Annotated in this window: 17 protein-coding genes; 8 read left to right on the top strand and 9 right to left on the bottom strand. The window is 54.9% G+C overall.

The window, feature by feature from the left end:
• Position 1 precedes the first annotated feature (1 nt).
• Positions 2-868, bottom strand: a complete 867-nt coding sequence (motA, locus tag ABXG94_RS16045; RefSeq protein ID WP_353535903.1) for a flagellar motor stator protein MotA — start codon at positions 866-868, stop codon at positions 2-4.
• Between the two features lie 230 nt (positions 869-1,098).
• On the opposite strand from motA, the gene ABXG94_RS16040 reads away from it, so the two are divergent.
• The gene (locus ABXG94_RS16040; protein WP_353535902.1) at positions 1,099-2,406 is read left to right on the top strand and encodes a hypothetical protein; all 1,308 of its coding nucleotides are present in this window, start codon (positions 1,099-1,101) and stop codon (positions 2,404-2,406) included.
• A 25-nt stretch (positions 2,407-2,431) separates the two neighbouring features.
• Here ABXG94_RS16040 and ABXG94_RS16035 read toward each other — a convergent pair whose 3' ends face one another.
• The 3 genes from ABXG94_RS16035 to ABXG94_RS16025 all read right to left on the bottom strand — a co-directional run bounded on the left by ABXG94_RS16035 (position 2,432) and on the right by ABXG94_RS16025 (position 4,719).
• Positions 2,432-3,739 (bottom strand): flagellar motor protein MotB, encoded by a 1,308-nt coding sequence (locus ABXG94_RS16035; RefSeq protein ID WP_353535900.1) that lies wholly within the window; start codon positions 3,737-3,739, stop codon positions 2,432-2,434.
• A 147-nt stretch (positions 3,740-3,886) separates the two neighbouring features.
• The gene (locus tag ABXG94_RS16030; protein WP_353535899.1) at positions 3,887-4,354 is read right to left on the bottom strand and encodes a Ros/MucR family transcriptional regulator; all 468 of its coding nucleotides are present in this window, start codon (positions 4,352-4,354) and stop codon (positions 3,887-3,889) included.
• Positions 4,355-4,524: 170 nt separating this feature from the next.
• On the bottom strand, positions 4,525-4,719 hold the full coding sequence (locus ABXG94_RS16025; protein ID WP_353535897.1) for a hypothetical protein: 195 nt from the start codon (positions 4,717-4,719) through the stop codon (positions 4,525-4,527).
• Positions 4,720-4,992: 273 nt separating this feature from the next.
• Between ABXG94_RS16025 and ABXG94_RS16020 the strand changes: the two genes are divergently transcribed.
• The 5 genes from ABXG94_RS16020 to ABXG94_RS16000 all read left to right on the top strand — a co-directional run bounded on the left by ABXG94_RS16020 (position 4,993) and on the right by ABXG94_RS16000 (position 9,548).
• A complete protein-coding gene (locus tag ABXG94_RS16020; protein ID WP_353535895.1) occupies positions 4,993-5,691 on the top strand; it encodes a response regulator transcription factor in 699 nt (232 codons plus the stop codon).
• 324 nt (positions 5,692-6,015) lie between these two features.
• On the top strand, positions 6,016-6,483 hold the full coding sequence (locus ABXG94_RS16015; protein WP_353535893.1) for a hypothetical protein: 468 nt from the start codon (positions 6,016-6,018) through the stop codon (positions 6,481-6,483).
• A 131-nt stretch (positions 6,484-6,614) separates the two neighbouring features.
• Positions 6,615-7,322 carry a sigma-70 family RNA polymerase sigma factor gene (locus ABXG94_RS16010; protein ID WP_353535891.1) on the top strand — a complete coding sequence of 236 codons (708 nt, stop codon included), beginning with the start codon at positions 6,615-6,617 and terminating at the stop codon, positions 7,320-7,322.
• A 3-nt stretch (positions 7,323-7,325) separates the two neighbouring features.
• Positions 7,326-8,867: a flagellar hook-length control protein FliK gene (locus ABXG94_RS16005; protein WP_353535889.1), complete on the top strand. Its 1,542-nt coding sequence runs from the start codon at positions 7,326-7,328 to the stop codon at positions 8,865-8,867.
• Positions 8,868-8,876: 9 nt separating this feature from the next.
• Positions 8,877-9,548 (top strand): flagellar hook assembly protein FlgD, encoded by a 672-nt coding sequence (locus ABXG94_RS16000; protein ID WP_353535887.1) that lies wholly within the window; start codon positions 8,877-8,879, stop codon positions 9,546-9,548.
• A gap of 2 nt (positions 9,549-9,550) precedes the next feature.
• Here the strand turns inward: ABXG94_RS16000 and ABXG94_RS15995 are convergent, their stop codons facing one another.
• Genes ABXG94_RS15995 through ABXG94_RS15975 form a run of 5 tightly spaced genes read right to left on the bottom strand, consistent with a single transcriptional unit; the run spans position 9,551 to position 13,064 of the window.
• Positions 9,551-10,021: a flagellar biosynthesis protein FlgH gene (locus ABXG94_RS15995; RefSeq protein WP_353535886.1), complete on the bottom strand. Its 471-nt coding sequence runs from the start codon at positions 10,019-10,021 to the stop codon at positions 9,551-9,553.
• 9 nt (positions 10,022-10,030) lie between these two features.
• The gene (flgH, locus tag ABXG94_RS15990; RefSeq protein WP_353535884.1) at positions 10,031-10,822 is read right to left on the bottom strand and encodes a flagellar basal body L-ring protein FlgH; all 792 of its coding nucleotides are present in this window, start codon (positions 10,820-10,822) and stop codon (positions 10,031-10,033) included.
• The gene (flgA, locus tag ABXG94_RS15985) at positions 10,819-11,502 is read right to left on the bottom strand and encodes a flagellar basal body P-ring formation chaperone FlgA (RefSeq protein ID WP_353535882.1); all 684 of its coding nucleotides are present in this window, start codon (positions 11,500-11,502) and stop codon (positions 10,819-10,821) included. Before flgA ends, flgH begins: the two co-directional genes overlap by 4 nt.
• Complete coding sequence (flgG, locus tag ABXG94_RS15980; protein WP_353535880.1) at positions 11,503-12,288, bottom strand: flagellar basal-body rod protein FlgG; 786 nt, start codon at positions 12,286-12,288, stop codon at positions 11,503-11,505.
• A gap of 32 nt (positions 12,289-12,320) precedes the next feature.
• Positions 12,321-13,064, bottom strand: coding sequence for a flagellar hook basal-body protein (locus ABXG94_RS15975; RefSeq protein WP_353535878.1), 744 nt, complete (start codon positions 13,062-13,064; stop codon positions 12,321-12,323).
• A 139-nt stretch (positions 13,065-13,203) separates the two neighbouring features.
• Here ABXG94_RS15975 and ABXG94_RS15970 point away from each other — a divergent pair, with 139 nt between their 5' ends.
• Together ABXG94_RS15970 and ABXG94_RS15965 are read left to right on the top strand one after the other, a co-directional pair.
• Positions 13,204-15,036 carry a hypothetical protein gene (locus tag ABXG94_RS15970; RefSeq protein WP_353535876.1) on the top strand — a complete coding sequence of 611 codons (1,833 nt, stop codon included), beginning with the start codon at positions 13,204-13,206 and terminating at the stop codon, positions 15,034-15,036.
• 147 nt (positions 15,037-15,183) lie between these two features.
• Positions 15,184-16,485, top strand: a complete 1,302-nt coding sequence (locus ABXG94_RS15965) for a flagellar hook protein FlgE (protein WP_353535875.1) — start codon at positions 15,184-15,186, stop codon at positions 16,483-16,485.
• The last annotated feature ends 9 nt before the right edge of the window (positions 16,486-16,494 follow it).

Genomic DNA, 16,494 nt, shown 5'->3' with positions numbered 1-16,494 from the left:
ATTAAGCCTCGGTGATTTCCTGACGCGCCTCTTCCATTTCATAGAAAGACGGCTGCAGCGTGCTGGGGATATTGCCGCGCCCGATTTCGACGCAGATAGTGGGCGAATGTTCTTGCAAAAGCGCAATAAAGATATCGCGGATCACGTTATAAAACGCGCCATCCTGTTCTTCGATCACGTTCATTCGGCCAGACAGGGGTGCCACAAAACAATAGGCTAGAAAAACCCCAAGAAAGGTCCCAACCAACGCGCCGCCAATCATTTCACCCAAAACAGCGGGTGGCTTGTCAATCGAGCCCATGGTTTTGATAACCCCCAAAACCGCGGCAACAATCCCGATCGCAGGCAGGCCGTCAGCCACAACTTGCAAAGCATGTGCGGGCACCAGCACTTCGTGGTGATGTTTCTTAAGCTTTTTGTTGATCACGTCTTCGGTTTGATAGGGGTCATCAAATTGCAAGGCCAACATGCGAAAACTGTCGGTGATCAGATCAATCGCGTGGTGGTCGTGCTGGATTTTGGGGAATTTTGAAAAGATAGAGCTTTCATGCGGGTTTTCGATATGTTCGTCCAGCGCCAGAATGCCATCGCGTTGATAGATCTTTGTCAGGCCGAACATCAGGTTCAACAAATCGATGTAATCGCTTTGTTTCCACTTGGGGCCCTTTAGTGATTTGATCAGCCCTTTGATCGTTGCGCCCAAATCGCCAAAAGAGTTGGCCGCCACAAAGGCCCCAAGCGAGGCCCCGCCGATCATCATGCCCTCAAACGGCAGCGCGTGCAAAATGGGCCCCATTTCGCCGCCCGACAGCAAAAAGCCGCCAAAAACAAGCGCCATAACAAGGATAAAGCCAACAATGATATTCATGGTATCTATCTATCTTTCAGGCCAGGTGGCGGATCGAACAGGCGAATTGCCTTATTTTTGCCATGAATAGTGGGGTTGGAGCAAGAATTAAAAGCACATTCGACCATTCCGAGGCGGAAAAGACCCAAAATTAACCTTACAACCAAAAGGATAGCTATGAATAATTGACAACTCTCCATTGATTGGTAAAGAATGGGTTAAAGAATAAAGATGCTTTTTGGGGAAAGCGCATGTTTGGCACAGAGCAAGTTATGACGGTGATGTTAGAGGCAGAAGAACTGCGTCTGCTGCATCGCGATTGGCCCGCAGATATGCGGCTGGCGGTTTGCTTGATGCCCAGCGGTGAATGCCAGCTGATGTTGTTTCGCCAGGAAGAGGCTGGCGTGTTTCCGCAGCGGCTGCGCAAACACCTGGGTCTGCGCCCCGAAGAGATCAGCATTCATCCACCGGTTTCCGGATTTCCCTCGCGGCAGATGAAATATTCTGACGAGCGCAGCTTGGAAATGTTGCTCAAGGAAACCCCGGATATTGCCGAAGACGCGCATGATTATGCGGTGAATTTTTCCTATGCGATGGAAGAGGGGCTGAACCCGGCCACCTTTATGGGCGTGGATGCCATGGATCTGGATATTGCAGAGCCGCAGGACGCCCCAGACCCCAAAGCCCAGGCACCAAGTTCTTTGCAATTTGCATCTTGCCGCCAACCGGAAACGCCGCAGGTTGTCAAAAAGACCTCGCTGCGCAATTTGCATTTTGATTTTGCGCGCGAAGCCGCGCGCGCGCCAGAAGCCGCTGCGTTGCAGTTGGCGGGGCAGGGGCTTGTGGCCCTGGTGAAAGAGGCGGCCAAAGCCAAACCACCAGCACAAGAAACCGCCCAAGAGCCGACGCAGGACATGGATGACATAGACCAGAGCGCAGTGGGCGCGCTTGGGGCGGGCTTTTTATCGGCCTCTGATTTGCAACAGCTGGAGCAAACGCCGGACGCGCCAGCCCCCTATGTGATGCGGTACGAAAACGGCTTTTTTGAAATCAGCAATGGCGCTGGAGCGGTGACAGAGGTGACGGATGCCCAATCGCTGTTCTTGCGTGATGACCGTCAGTTGCTTGCGGTGCGTTTGACCGGCCAGCGCCAAACCGCGCCGGGCAATATGCGCATTGCAGAGACGTTGTTGCCGAATGCCCTGCGCAATGTGCTGTTGGCCGCCCTGGGCGATGTGCAAATCAGCACTGAAAACGGCTATGTTTTTGTGGGTCTGACAGAGTCAGCCGCGCCGCATCAAAACACTTTGGAAGAGGTGCCAGCAAAGCCGGTTGCCTTTGCCAGTGCCAAGACAGAGAGCGCTGTTGTCGCCAAAAAGAAACGCCCTTCGGTACTGGGGCGCGGGCTGCGCTTGTTTGCTTTGACGGCCATTACCGCTGGGGCGATTTTCTTGATCCTCGGCGCGCAGCCGTCTGATGTGTTGGAGCAGAAAACGCAAAACTCTCCGATTGACTGGAAGCAGTTCCGCTTGTCCATGCAATCAGAGAGTTTGGGCTAGGCCCGCGTAGATCTGGAATGATTGCCTAGCGCAGCGCGCTGCGCAGGTTTTCAAACACCGCTTCATCCAAAACCGTAACCGTTTCGACAGGCACAACCTGTTCGGCCACGCTTGGTGTTGGTTTGGCAATCGGTGCTTCTGCGGTTTTCATCGGTGCTGGCGCAACAGCGGCTTGCGTCGTTTGAGTCATCGCTGGTTTCGCCATTTTTGGCTTGGGTTTATCCGCAGCTTCATAGGCCAGCAAAACTTCGATGCGGCGATTGGTTGGGTCTTTGGGTGTGTCAGGTTTCAGCAATTGGGTGGCTGCCATGCCAGACACGCGGGTGATGCGATCTTGGGCAACACCGGTTTTCAGCAAAACCCGGCGCATGGCATTGGCACGATCTGACGACAGATCCCAGTTGTCATAAGCCTTTTTATTAGAGAAAGGCACCGCGTCTGTGTGGCCAGAAATCACCATATTATTGGGCAGCTTTTGCAAAGATTCACCCACAAGCGCCATCAGCTTTTGCGTGGCATCGTTCATCTTGGCACTGCCGCTGGAAAACATTGGCTGGCCCTTTTGGTCGATGATCTGAATGCGCAGCCCGGCTGGTGTCTTTTCGAAAATTAGGTTCTTTTGCAGCGGTGCCAGATCCTGACTGGCTTGCATCGCCTGCAAAATTTCGGCTTTCATCTCGGCAAAACGTTCTTCGTCTGCAGTGTGGTCCGGGTTGGTGTTTGTCACGTTGCCAGCGGCCATTTGGGTCATATTGGCCTGATCGGTGCTGGCATTACCCGCGGCCATGCCGCCAGCGCCATCTGCGGCCTGGGTCATTTCGCCGTTTTCTGCCATGCCAGCTTGGGCTTGGGCACCGGCTTGCGCCGCTGCACTTTCGTCCTGACCAATTTCTGCGTTGAATTCAGCGCTTGGCGCACCGGCTGCCGGGTTTTCATGATGGCCTTCGTGGGTGCCGCGCACGGTTTCTTTTGGATCGCCGGTAGGGGTCGTGTCCATCACTTCCCATTTTGCGGGCGACGGGTCGTCGACCTCGCCAAATTCGGAACCGCGGGCCACGGTCGCCCCATTAGAAGCGGTCAATGTGCCAGGAGGGCCTAAAGTCGCGCCGTCCAAGACGCCGCTGCCGCCGGGCAGGGTGGCATTGGTGAAATACTCGGCAATGCCGCGCAGTTTTTGTTCATCTGAAGAGGACAGGATCCACATGAGCAAAAAGAAAGCCATCATCGCGGTCATAAAGTCCGCGTAAGCCACTTTCCAAGCACCACCGTGGTGCCCGTGGCCTTCGACCACTTCGATTTTCCGGATGATATTTACCGTTGCATCGGATGCCATGTTTCTTGCCTCTTTGTCGCCGGTTGATCCGGCTTTTTGCCAAAGCGCGCTTCTGCACACATTGGGTCAAGGCAATGTATTGACCTAAACCGTGCCCGCAGCAGGGCACGATTAAGTCAACAATAAGGCAAATTGCGAGGGATTGTTTTATCCAGCGTGCGGCGCGTCCGGAAGATCAGCGTCGCGGCTGTATTTTCCAAGCCCAACTTGCTTGGCATAGGCCGCTTTGCGCTCGGAATAATTGGGGGCCACAAGGGGCATGCTTTCCGGCAGGCCAAAAACCTGGCGGTATTCGTCTTCGCTTAGACCGTGCTCGGCATTCAGGTGCCGCTTAAGCATGGTAAAGCCGCGTCCGCAGCACAGGCAGAATACTTTGTCGTCAGTCACCGCGTTTTCCAGCGGTATGGCCGGGGCCATCGCGGGTTTGCTGGCAATTGTGATCGGGGCCTCTGTTATCACAGCGGTTTGGGTCTGAAAAACCGGCAAAAGCTGTTTGGTCAACGCCATGATGTCGTCAATAGAGACATCTGAACGCTGCGCATAGGCCGCAACAATAGTTGCAACATTGTCTTTGGGGTCGTTTTTATAGCTGTCCATGTGTTCTTTAATCGGCATGGCTAGGTCCCTGTTCGTCGCGGACTATATAGAGCACTTCTTGAATGTGTCAAGAATAGTCACGTTTGTTCATGGTGCTTAGGCCTTGAAAAACCTAAATAAAACCAAGGGTTGAGTCTCTTTGGCGTTTCGCTGTGCGTCAGGTTGCACATTGATCTGCGCGCGGCGGCTTACATCAAGGGGGCCTTCACCTCGGCGGCATACACTTGTGATGCACTTGCATCAGCAGAAAGTACGCGGCGGGTTGATTGAAGGATTTCTTTTGTAAAGCGGTCGGTGTCCGTGGACGCCAACAACGCATTAATACGCGCGACGGCAAACGTAGCGGCACATGCGCCAACGTTCATAGCCAGAGTCCCTGCCATAGCTGTCACTCCATTCTGAGTTTTTCGGGTGCATTCTGCGACCTCACATCTACAATATTGTTCTTTGGGTTAAATTTTTGCCAAAAAAACGGCGCAAATAGAAAAAATGGTTAAAGCTGGGTTATTCATGCCTGTTCTGCGGGCGTTTTTTGGCTGTTCTTGATCCTCTGCGCGGTGATTTTGTCGCGATTCCTTGGAAATAGCCCTGCAAAGGCTGCCCATTATTTGAGGGATTTGGTAAACCCTGAGTCGCAAACTAGGATGATGCCCGTGATGACGCCCAGTTCTCCCTTTGTGATGATCGTGGATACAGACCCCGGAATGGCGCTGTCGTTGCGCCATTTGTTTGACGTGATCTGCGGTTTTTCCGCCGAGGTTTTGGTCAGTGGCGACAATGCGGTGACTGCGTTAGAGGCAGGCGCACGGCCCAGAGTGGCGATTTTGGGCAAGCTGGCTGATCGCGACGATTTGATTGCGCGGCTGCAAGAGATCGGCGGAATTTTTATCCTTGTGATTGACCGCCAATCTTCGCCCTGCGAAGCAGAGACAGCATTTTTGGCGGGGGCAGATGACGTGATCCGCGCGCCTTTTACACTGCGAGAGCTGGCGCTGCGGTTGCGCGCCCGGATTGGTATTATGTCAGACGCGGCTGACGAAGCCCTGTTGCGTGACAGCTCGCATTGGGATTCCGAAGCTTATATTGCCAGCCGCGCCGGTTTGACCACGGTCGAGGCGCAAATTGCCCATATTCTGATCAGCAACAATGGCGAGGTGGTGACCCGGGACACGTTAAGTTATGCGATGGACCAACGACCCTGGGACTATGGAGATCGCAAGTTTGACGTGCATGTCGCCAATATCCGCAAGAAATTGACATCGGTGTTTGGCGCGCATGTGACGGTGAATACCGTGCGATCCGCCGGCTATGTGCTGACGGTGGACGCAGAGGGCTACCAGAACCTCTTGGGTTGAGTGATTGCGTCGAGATTCCCTGTCAAGAAGAGAATTGTAAATATCCACAGCTCTCTTTCAGCTTGTGTCAACTATCGGTGCGCATACAACTGGTTGTGGATAACTTTTTTCATCCCGCAAAATGTTGTCAGGTTCTTTAGGAATAAGAATAAATCCGAGAGTTTTTGGGGTGAACTACAACTTAGACCTGCTCTAAATCTCGCTTTGACACCAAATCTCGACTTTTGGGCGAGTGCCCACATCTTTACAAAGAGGTAATTCTCCTTTGATTGGAAACAATCTAATCTAGTCTGCATACATATATATGGCCTAGGGGAATATATAGTGGGACACACAAAGTTGATCGGGCAGATATGGAGTGGCGATGTCGCTCTGGAGCAGCCAGCACTGGTTTCACCCTTAACCGGGCTGATGGAATCGGTCATGGACCTGCCGGTGATCACCCTGACCTCTAAACGCGACCTGTCCCAACCCATTGCCATGATGGAAAGTGCCGAGGTTCTGCCGGGCATCTCTTTGGGGGATGTGCTGGCCGAGGAACTGGGTTTGGATGTGCCTTATGGCGCATTGGTCCTGGTGCAACCGCAGGGTTTTTCCGACGCCAAGGACTATTCGGGCAATCGCCTTGGGGAATTGCTTGGGAACGTCATTCTGCAAATGACCAAGCAAGGACAGTCTATTCAGATTTCTGATGTAAACCGCCGCGCTGGTGACAGCACAGCGCTTGATTTCACGACATCTTTTGCGGCAACCGGGCATATTTCCCACCCCAGCGCATCGCGCATGCAATAATCCGTTTCTTCTTGTCATTAAAGTGCAACGCGCAGTTGATTTAATCTTCTGTTAATCAGATTTATCTTTGCTCATCCTTGCGACTGTGGTCTTGTAATCCTTAACGAAACATAGATTTCGCGAGGCAGTACATGGCAATTTCGTATTCAGCGGCGCTTGACGCGCCGTTATTGGAGGCAGAGCAGGAGCGCGATTTGATCCAGCAATGGCAAATCAAAAAGGATCGGGCGTCGTTGCAGGTGTTGATCACTTCGCACGCCCGTCAAATTCATTCTTGCGCGCGACGCCTGAATTCAAACCCCGATCATCACGACGATTTGGTCGCCGAAGGCATGATTGGTTTAATCCACGCCGCAGATCGATTTGAACCCGCCAAGCAGGTGCGGTTCTCGACCTATGCGCATTGGTGGGTGTTAAATTATGTGCGCAAGGCCAATACGCGGCTTAAGCACATTGTTGATGTGCCCAAGGGACGTGAAATAGAAGCAAGCCTGAGCTCTGAGGCCTTGGCCTTTATGCCCGGTGTGGTCGAGGCGCTTGATGGCGAACTCGACGAGTCCTTGCGTTCAGATGCGCCAACCCCCGAAGAGCATGCGATTGCTGAATCAGGCAACGCGGAAATGCGTCGCGTCATGCTGGAGGCGCTAAAAGAGCTGGGCGATGTCGAACAAGATATCGTGATTTCACGCAACCTGCGCCGGGTGCCAGAATCGGTCGACGATATTGCCAAACGATTGGGTGTTGGACGGGCGCGATTGCGGCAAATTGAACGGCGCGCCATGTCACGTATGAAATTCGCCTTGCTGTCGCGCGGCGTCACCACAGCGATGGCGGGTTAGGCTATGCAAACAGCATCAAATAATCCGGTGATGGCGCTTTTGGGCACGGCGAGCGCACCGGGAAAATCATCTGCAATGGCCGCGCTGGCACCTGCGGCATCCACGGATAACGCCGCAGTTTTGAATGCGGGCGCGCAGGGCTTTGCGGCGATGATATTAGGGCAGGTTGGCCAACAAACCAGCCTCCAAAGGGGCGATCTGGCACTGGCAAACCCGGTGACTGCAAAGGCCTTGCAAGAGGCTCTGCAAAACCTGGGCGATATCATCACGCGGCTTGAGAGTTTGGCGCAAACCGATGGTCAACCCGTGGAGCCAGCCGAAGTTATCAGCAGCACGTTTCAGGATTTGGCCGCGGTGCTGGAGCAGTTAGACACACTGACCGGCGGCGCGTTTATGACCGAGCTGCAAGAGAAGTTGGCGGCGTTTACAGCCGATTCAACGGCTCTTGTCGGGCAGGCGACAACAGCAACGGACATTGACTTGAACGTCCTGGTCAATGATGCCGTGGCAACGGTGCCCGACGTGCTGGCCGCACTTGTCGAAGTCACTTTGCGTGTGCGGTCTCAAGTCGTTGAATTTATGCAGAATATGGCTTTGAATGCCAATATGGGTCCAAATGTAGATGGTGCAAAACAAGCTGCTGTCACACAAGGCCTGACGCAACAGCCTGCCGGTGTTGCGGGGCAGGCAAAGGACGCAGCAACCCACTTGGGTGCCCCGAAAAAAGCCGCCAACAGTGCGCAGGCCCCCATCGTGTTTGGGCAATCAACGGGTGCCCAAGCACCCGTGACAGGCACGCAAAATCTAGCAACCAACGCGGCCTCTTTGGTTTTGTCCGCAGCGCAACCAACACAAAGCCCGTCATTAGAGGATGTGGTGCTGCCAAATATCGCGCCGCAAAGCCTGCCGTCAGATATCAAACCCTTGTCAGATCGTATGATGGCAGCTTTGTTTGCCCCCAGCGCCAAGGCGCAATCAACCGCATTTGCCGCCCTAGAGAAAATGGTGGGCGGGGCCATCGAAGTGCCGCGCGAATTGCTGGCGACACCGCTGAGTGACACACCGGCGTTGCGCATTGATGCGGCCCAAACTCTGGACAGCACTTCGGCGCAGGCGACAGCTCAGGCGCGCAGCCCCGAGGCGCAATCGCCGCGGTTTGCCAGCGCACTTATCCAGCAGGTGCGCGCTGTTGATTTGCAAGAGGGCGTGACCAAGGTCGAGCTGACACCACGCGGACTTGGCAGCATCGAAGTCGAGTTGAAAACCCGCGCAGATGGCTCTTTGGCTGTGGTGGTTCGGGCAGAAAATGCTCATGTTTTAAACAGCTTGCGCGAAGAGCGCGACCTGCTGGCGCAAGTGATCGCGGATGTTGGTCAGGGTTCGGTTGAGTTTCAGGAATATTCGAAGAATCCAGATCAGGGCGAAAACGGCTCTGGGTCGGGGGGCAATGAATTTAGCGATGGCGCGCTTGAGGCCACCGACGAGATAGAAGACACATCCCAGACCGCAAAAATTGGCGGCGGGCAATTGGATTTGATGACGTAAGGACGCGGCATGGGTTTGGCACCAATCACATCAGGCAGCACAGCTGCTTCGACCAACAACAGCACCTCTTCGCTGTCGCAATTGGGCGAGGATTACACACGGTTTCTGACCTTGTTGACCGCTCAGGTGCAACATCAGGATCCGCTTGAACCGATGGACAGCACGCAGTTTGTGTCGCAATTGGCGCAGCTAAGCCAGGTTGAACAATCGGTGAAAACCAATAGCAATCTGGAAAATCTGGGCAGCCAAATGGCGTCTTTGTTGTCGGTGTCGGGCGCTGCCATGATTGGCCGCGAAGTGACCGTGTCATCGGACCAGGTGCATTTGGCGGCGGGTGAGACCAACTCTTACTATAATGTGGGCGATGGCGCAGCCACGGTGACCGCAGAAATTTATGACCCCACCACAGAGAGGGTGGTGCGCACAATCACCGGTCTGTCCTCGGATTCAACAGAGCTGCAACAGCTGACCTGGGATGGATTGGACGACAGCGGCAACCCGGTTTTGGACGGAAAATACACCTTTACCATCAAGGCCGTAAATGGCGATGGCGACCCGATCACAGCCTTTACCTATCGCAAGGCGGTGGTCCAAGAGGTGTTGTTTACCGAGGGGCAAAATTACTTCAAGCTTGATGGGGATGAGACCTTGCCAGCCGAAGCGATCTTGGCCGCCAGCTAAGTCTATTTGCGCGACGAGCGCGCGGAATAGAATAGATTGATTTTCGCGGTGCGGATGGCTCCGAATTGGCGGTGCAATTTACGGGTGATATCTTCGGCCAGCACCGCATAATCCAAATTCTTTTCTTCGCCATGTGCAATCCACAGTGTGGTTTCTGCCATGTCTGACACGATGGAAATGGTGGCGTCGCGCAGCCGCGTGCGCCCATTAGAGCCGTTCAGCCGCTCAAACTCTGATGCGCCAGCGATATAGACGTCAAAATCGATCATAATATGCAGGATATCCTTGGGCTGCATCACCTGAATGGTGAACTTGCCAAGGGGCATTTTATAGAGGATTTCGTTGGCAGTCGCATGGGCTTCGATCGGGACTGGCTCTGGGACGACGGGCGGCGGTGCCAGCATTTTCCCCAGAAAAAACCCAGCCGGGCCCAGCAAGAGGGGCCCGAGGAGTATGATCAAAATCTTTTTCATTTCAGGCCATCAATAGGGCAGGATGACATCCAAGAAGTCTTCGCCATAGCGCGGTTGCTGCACTACACTCAGCTGACCGCGTCCGCCATAGGCAATGCGGGCCTCGGCGATTTTGTCATAGGCAACGGTGTTGGAGGTGCCAATGTCTTGTGGCCGGATGATGCCCGCAACCCGCAATTCGCGCAGTTCTTGGTTCACCTTGACCTCTTGGCGGCCCGCGATCACGAAATTGCCGTTTGGCAGTTCTTTTACGATCAGCGCCGCCACCCGCAGGTTGATGGCTTCGTTGCGGCGAATAGAGCCTTCACCACCCGAGGTAGATGTATTGCCAAGATCTACAATATTGCCCCCGGTGGGCAGGTCCGCAGCGGCGATGCCGGGCAAAATGCGGTCAATCTTGCCGCCATAGCCAAAGAACACAGGATCGTTGACGTCCTGGGTGCTGGTGCGCGAGCGTTCCGACTGATTGCGCAGTTGCGCGTCATCTTTGATGTTGATGACCACCGTCAGAATATCGCCCACCATTTGGGCGCGTTGATCGTCAAAGAAACTGCTGGTGCCACGGCTCCACAGGCTGCTGGCTTCGGCGCGTTTCGCGCGGCGGTGCGGTTCTGTTGCGGGCATTGGCACGCTGATGCGGTTGACCTCGGCAATGGGGGCGGCATCCATTTCGCTGAATTGCGGATTACGGTGCTCTTTGTATTTCTCGGTACACCCGGCCAACCCAACGAGGGCCGCGGTGGCAATCAGCGTGACAAAGCGCGCTTTTTTACGGGACAAAAATGCGGATCGAAGGGTCAAAATTGGGCCTCCACAACGCCGTCAGAAAGGGCGATGGCTATGATGGTTTTGTTACTTGCAAGGTTCACAACTCGGACTTCCTGTCCTTTGTGGGCGTCGCCAATGGCTTTGCCGATGGCCGAAAGCTTAAGCGGACCATGCTGCAATTCGATCGTTACACGTTGCCCGCGCGAGACGACAATCGGCGGGATCACCGATTGATGATGCACCGGCCGACCCGGCGACAACATGCGCCGCACTTGCATGCCTTGCAATTGGGCGACTTCGGTCACCGCAAATGCGTGCACCCGCGCCCAGGGCATTTCGATGGTCTCCACATCCGTGGCTGCGATGATTTCATTGGGCATGATGCGGCGATTGACAACCGGCACCGGCACCGTCAGCACCGCCAGCCCCCAAACCCGCTGAATGCCGCCGCGATCGGTGATGATATTGGCGATAAACTGGCCGGTGTCCCGATCAATCCAGAATTCCTGGATGTATTCCCCACTATCGGGCAGGCTCTGGTCCATGCGGATCGAAAACCTGCCATTTGCCGGCATGGCGGGGCCATATTCCTGCGTGGCCCGTTCGGCAATCAGATCGGTGATCTGGGCCGCAAAGGCACTGCCTGCGGTGACGCAGGTCAGGGTTGTGGCGACAACCGCTGCTAGGAGTTTATGAAGCGCCCGCTGCATCATCTATTTGATCTGATTGGCTGTTTGCAGCATTTGATCTGCGGTTTCGATGGATTTGGAGTTCATCTCATAGGCCCGCTGAGCCGAAATCAGATCGGTGATCTGCTGGATGATATTCACGTTGGAATTTTCCAGATGTCCCTGACGAATGACCCCCACACCCGGATCGCCGGGGGTAACGGTTGTGGCCTCGCCCGAAGCGGTGGTTTCTTCGAGCAGGTTGTTGCCGATGGGCTTCATGCCGGCGTCGTTCAAAAAGGTCGCCATGCTCAGCTGACCCAGTTCCACCGGCGTGGTTTCATTATCGACATAGGCCATGACCACGCCCTGGGCGTTGATCGCGATTTCGCGGGTGCCTGATGGCACGTTCACGCCGGGATCAACTTCGTAGCCATCCAGGGTCACGATTTGGCCCTCGGCGGACAGGTTGAAATTACCTGAACGGGTATAGGCTAGCGTGCCATCCGGGCGGTTGACCACAAAATAGCCGTTGCCCTCGATGGCCAGATCCAGCTGGTTGGCGGTTTGAATGAGACCCCCTTGGGTGTTCAAGCGCACAACGCCAGCGCCCTGCACCCCAAGACCCACATTCAGCCCCACCGGACGGGCGGTGCCATCGGTTGAGGTCAACGCGCCTTCTTGCAGCACCGATTGATAGATCAGGTCCTGAAACGCAGCCCGTCCGCTTTTAAAGCCGGTGGTGTTTGCGTTGGCGATGTTGTTCGCGATGACATCAACGTTGGTCTGCTGGGCCAACATGCCGGTTGCGGCGATACCTAGTGCCTTCATTGCCTCATTCTCCTGCTTGCCTGCTGTTCAGGTCACACCACACGGCCAAGCCGCTGGATCGCCTGTTTTGTCAGGTCGTTTTCATCGTCCATCATTTTGACGGCGCGTTCGTAGGCGCGCTGAATATCCATTAAGTGGATCATTTCGACGACGGGTTTTACATTGCTCTGCTCGGTATAGCCCTGCGCGATCTTGCTATTTTCACTGGGTTGGGCGGCCCCAGCATCGGCGGCGGGCACAAACAGCCCGTTGCCAAGCGCGGTCATTTTGTCGATTTGCGGCACGTCAAACATGCCGATGCGGCCAATCGTGGCCCCTTGACGGTCGGTAATCGTGCCATCTGATGCGATGGTGATCGACGGGCCTGCGTCGCTTGGAATGGTGATCGGTGCGCCGCTAACATCGACAATGGCGGCACCAGACATGGTCACCAAGCGGCCTTCGTTGTCCACAGCCAGCCGGCCATCGCGTCCATATGCGGCCTGTCCGCCCTCGGCCTCAAACCCCAGCCATGCGGTGCCAGAAACTGCAACATCCAGCGGATTGCCCGTGGGCACCAACGCGCCTTGGGTGGCGTCCACATAGACCCCCTTGTCGCGCACATAGTTTACGGCTTGGGTCGCGTCGCCGGAATTTGTGGGATCCACCGCTTCCATCAGCGGGTGGGTGGCTTTGTATCCGGCGGTCGAGGCGTTGGCCATATTATGCGCTGCAATGTCCAAGCTGCGCTGCAGCGCAGTTGCGAGCGAAAGGGAGACGTAATTTGTGGTTCCCATGCCAGAGCCTCGTTGAGACGATCCTCAAGAATAGATCGCGCGAATTAGGAAAATCTTGCTTATTGCTTGTTAAACTATCCATCAATATAAAGATTAAAACAAGGTTTAATTGCCGCTTATCAAGGATAGATAAGAAAAGATGAATAAGGTTTGGGGCTCTTCGGTCTTTGCTGCTGCGCTGGTTGTTTGGGCAACCGCGATCAACGGCGCGTCGGCCCCAAAAGAGGAAAGCCCCAAAGCCGAGGTTGCCGCGCAGCCAAAGAAGCAGGAAATCACCGCCCCACGGCGCGGCGTGCAGCAGTTGTGGGATTTGGATTTGCGGCGCTGGCCCGAAGAGCGGTTTTACGAAAACCTGACAGCGCATATCGATACGTTGTCCTCCTCGCACGGGCCAGAAACCGCGATGATCCTGATGGACACCGCCGAGCTCTATTTGGGGCAAATGATGATGTACGAGGCTGGGTCGGTTCTGGATGCCATCACCCCGACGGGTCTGGGCCAGGAACGGCGGCTTCAGGCGCTTCAAGATGCCCGAAATCTATTGTCGGGAATTCCGATCGAGGATTTTGAGGCCTCGGCTTTGGCCAATCCCAATCGCCCGGATCAAGCGTTTTGGGCTGCGATGCAGGGCATTGCTGATGCAGATGCCGCACTTCTCACCAACAATCTCGAAGCTGGGTTGCTGGGGTTGATCTATCAAACCCGCCCGGTGGCGCGCGTGGTGTTGCCGCTGCTGACCGAGGCGATGATCGAGGTGGGCAATCACGCGGTGGCACGCCAGTCGCTGCGCTTGTTGCAAGATTTCCCGGAACTGTCCGAAGGCACGGCGGGCTATTATTTGCGGGGCCGCGCGGCCGAGGTGCGCAAAAATGCCAGCACCGCGCTTGAATCTTACTTTGAGGCGGCCAAGGGTTGGGACAAATATGCGGTGCGGGGCCGGTTGGCCTTGGCGGATATGGCGCTGGACGATGGCGGACGCGGCGCGCTGTTGGCGGCGCAAGACGTGTTGGAATTTGGCGCGGACGCCTGGCGTGGGGATCGGTTGGAATTGATCGCGTTGCAAAAGTTGGCGCAGGTCTATCAGTCTAATCGCGAAAGCATCGGGGCGCTGAAAACCAACGGCAAAATCATGATGCGGTTTCCAAACAGCGACGCTGCCGCCAAAGCAGAGCAGCTGGCCGCCGAGGAGCTGGAAGAGGTCTATGCCAAAGGCGTGCGGGGCGAGCTGCCTTTATCGCGTTGGTTAAGCGTGCATTATCAGTTGGTTCCGGCCTTTCGTTACTATGCGGCCTTTCCCGGCTACGTCGAAAACATGGGCGACTATATGCTGTCGATTGGCGGCACAACCATGGCGGCCAAGGAATATCAACGCGCGCTGGATCTGCACCGCGATCTGGCGATTTTCGATCCAGCAACCAAGGATGTGCAGGCCGAATTTGCCGTGACGCTAAAGCTGGCCGAGGCCTATGCCAAGGGCGGGCAATTGCACAAATCTCGCGACCTGCTGTTGGCCTTGGATGCCCCAGATGACGCAGAGTTGCGCGACAAGGTGAACCGCATCAAAGCGGATGTCATGGCGCGGCTTGGCGACAGCAAAGGTCTGCTCAGCACCCATGTCAAATCACCGGGGCCGGGGAATTTGCGCGATGTGGGCAAGGCGCTTTGGCAAGAACAGGAATGGGCGCAATCTGCGATATTCTACAATCGGTTATGGGCTGAATTCCCCGGAAATTTTGACGTGGATGATGCCACCTATCTGCTGATTGCCTCTCACCGCTCCGGCGACATGATCACCTCGCAAAAGGTGGTGCGTGCCTTCCCCACGCTAACAGAGTCGCAAGACTGGCTGCGCATCGCCCAAAGCTTTTTAACCCAACCCGCAGATGTCTTTCCATTGACCCGTCAGGGCGCTGATCAAAGGATAGAAAGCCTTAATCAATCCTTGGATCGCCTGTCCGGTCAGGGGCTTTGATGGTTAAAACTGTGTTATCTTAGCTAAATCTAAGAATAAATTTGACTATCTTTGCATTTTTAATGAATTCTTTAACTCTCCTTAAAATAGTTTCGTGTATGTCATGGATACGGGGTAACCCATAAAAATAATAATGAGGCAGTTGTTATGAGCATTTCTAGTGCGCTTCAGACCGGGGTGAGTGGCCTACAGGCAAACTCTCACGCTGTCGGCGGAATTTCAGAAAACATCGCAAACGCAAACACCATCGGCTATCGTCGTGGCTTTGCCCACATGGTCACAACCACCGCCTCCAGCGGCAATGGATCTGGCGTTTTGTCGGTCACTGCGGTGGACGAGTTGGACATGAACCGATCTGGTGGTTTGATTTCCACTAACAAAGCCACCGATATGGCGATCAGTGGCAATGGGTTCTTCGTGGTCTCGGCCAATCCAAATGAAACCGTTCAAACCAATTATATGTTGACCCGCGCGGGCGCGTTTTTGCCGGACAAAGACGGCAATTTGGTAAACGCCGCCGGATTTTATCTTTCGGGTTTTCCTTATGACGTCGATGGCTCACTTGGTAATATCGACCGCAGTTCCTTTAGCTCGATGCAAACTGTAAACATCGGCAACATCAGCCTCTCCGCAGACCAAACTTCCGAAATGACCGTCTTGGGCAACTTGCCCTCACAAGACACAGGTCTTGCAACGCCCGGTGCGCCGTTTGAAACCTCGTCCGAGATTTTCACCGGCCTGGGGGAATCCCAGCGCATCGAATTCAGCTGGCAGCCGACCTCGACGGCCAATCAATGGGATGTGACTATCAATGACCAAGAGGGCAATCCGCTTGGCTCCATGACGGTTGATTTCACCGATTCAGGTTCGCTGTCTGGCGCACCCGCGGCCTATACAAATATCACCTCTGTTGCCACGGCACCCGCCGCGTTTTCCTTTGATGCGACCACAGGTCAGGCCACTATTACGCTCAATAACGGTACCTCGCCGCAAACCATGACTATTGACGTTGGCGCGCCGGGCACTTTTGACGGCATCACGCAATTTGCAGGTGACTTTTCGCAGTCCTTTGACCGGGATGGTTCCAGCGTAGGCGAATTGATCCGTACGGAAATTGATGAAAAAGGCACGCTTTTTGGCGTCTTTGACAACGGTATGCGCCGCGCGCTGTATCAAATTCCGGTGGGCACTGTCGCCAACCCGAATGGTTTGATCGAGATGAAAGGCAACGCCTATACCCTGTCTGGCAACTCTGGCACATTTGTCGCTGACGAGGCCAATTCTGGCTCTACCGGGGCCATCAACGCTGGCGCGCTCGAAGGTTCTAATGTGGACGTGGCCGAGGAAATGACCGACCTTATCCGGGTACAACGGGCCTTTTCGACCAACGCCAAAGTCATCACCACCGTGGATGACATGATGGATGAAACCACCCGTCTGAAACGATAGTGGAACGTA

Source organism: Cognatishimia sp. WU-CL00825 (genome assembly GCF_040364665.1).
GTDB lineage: Bacteria > Pseudomonadota > Alphaproteobacteria > Rhodobacterales > Rhodobacteraceae > Cognatishimia.
The sequence above is the reverse complement of the archived record's forward strand: the minus strand, read 5'-3'. Positions and strand labels throughout refer to the sequence as shown.

Excerpts from the sequence above, each read along its gene's own strand:
- motA (WP_353535903.1), bottom strand. The coding sequence starts at position 868 with ATGAATATCATTGTTGGCTTTATCCTTGTTATGGCGCTTGTTTTTGGC.
- ABXG94_RS16040 (WP_353535902.1), top strand. The coding sequence starts at position 1,099 with ATGTTTGGCACAGAGCAAGTTATGACGGTGATGTTAGAGGCAGAAGAA.
- ABXG94_RS16035 (WP_353535900.1), bottom strand. The coding sequence starts at position 3,739 with ATGGCATCCGATGCAACGGTAAATATCATCCGGAAAATCGAAGTGGTC.
- ABXG94_RS16030 (WP_353535899.1), bottom strand. The coding sequence starts at position 4,354 with ATGCCGATTAAAGAACACATGGACAGCTATAAAAACGACCCCAAAGAC.
- ABXG94_RS16025 (WP_353535897.1), bottom strand. The coding sequence starts at position 4,719 with ATGGCAGGGACTCTGGCTATGAACGTTGGCGCATGTGCCGCTACGTTT.
- ABXG94_RS16020 (WP_353535895.1), top strand. The coding sequence starts at position 4,993 with ATGACGCCCAGTTCTCCCTTTGTGATGATCGTGGATACAGACCCCGGA.
- ABXG94_RS16010 (WP_353535891.1), top strand. The coding sequence starts at position 6,615 with ATGGCAATTTCGTATTCAGCGGCGCTTGACGCGCCGTTATTGGAGGCA.
- ABXG94_RS16005 (WP_353535889.1), top strand. The coding sequence starts at position 7,326 with ATGCAAACAGCATCAAATAATCCGGTGATGGCGCTTTTGGGCACGGCG.
- ABXG94_RS16000 (WP_353535887.1), top strand. The coding sequence starts at position 8,877 with ATGGGTTTGGCACCAATCACATCAGGCAGCACAGCTGCTTCGACCAAC.
- ABXG94_RS15995 (WP_353535886.1), bottom strand. The coding sequence starts at position 10,021 with ATGAAAAAGATTTTGATCATACTCCTCGGGCCCCTCTTGCTGGGCCCG.
- flgA (WP_353535882.1), bottom strand. The coding sequence starts at position 11,502 with ATGATGCAGCGGGCGCTTCATAAACTCCTAGCAGCGGTTGTCGCCACA.
- flgG (WP_353535880.1), bottom strand. The coding sequence starts at position 12,288 with ATGAAGGCACTAGGTATCGCCGCAACCGGCATGTTGGCCCAGCAGACC.
- ABXG94_RS15975 (WP_353535878.1), bottom strand. The coding sequence starts at position 13,064 with ATGGGAACCACAAATTACGTCTCCCTTTCGCTCGCAACTGCGCTGCAG.
- ABXG94_RS15970 (WP_353535876.1), top strand. The coding sequence starts at position 13,204 with ATGAATAAGGTTTGGGGCTCTTCGGTCTTTGCTGCTGCGCTGGTTGTT.
- ABXG94_RS15965 (WP_353535875.1), top strand. The coding sequence starts at position 15,184 with ATGAGCATTTCTAGTGCGCTTCAGACCGGGGTGAGTGGCCTACAGGCA.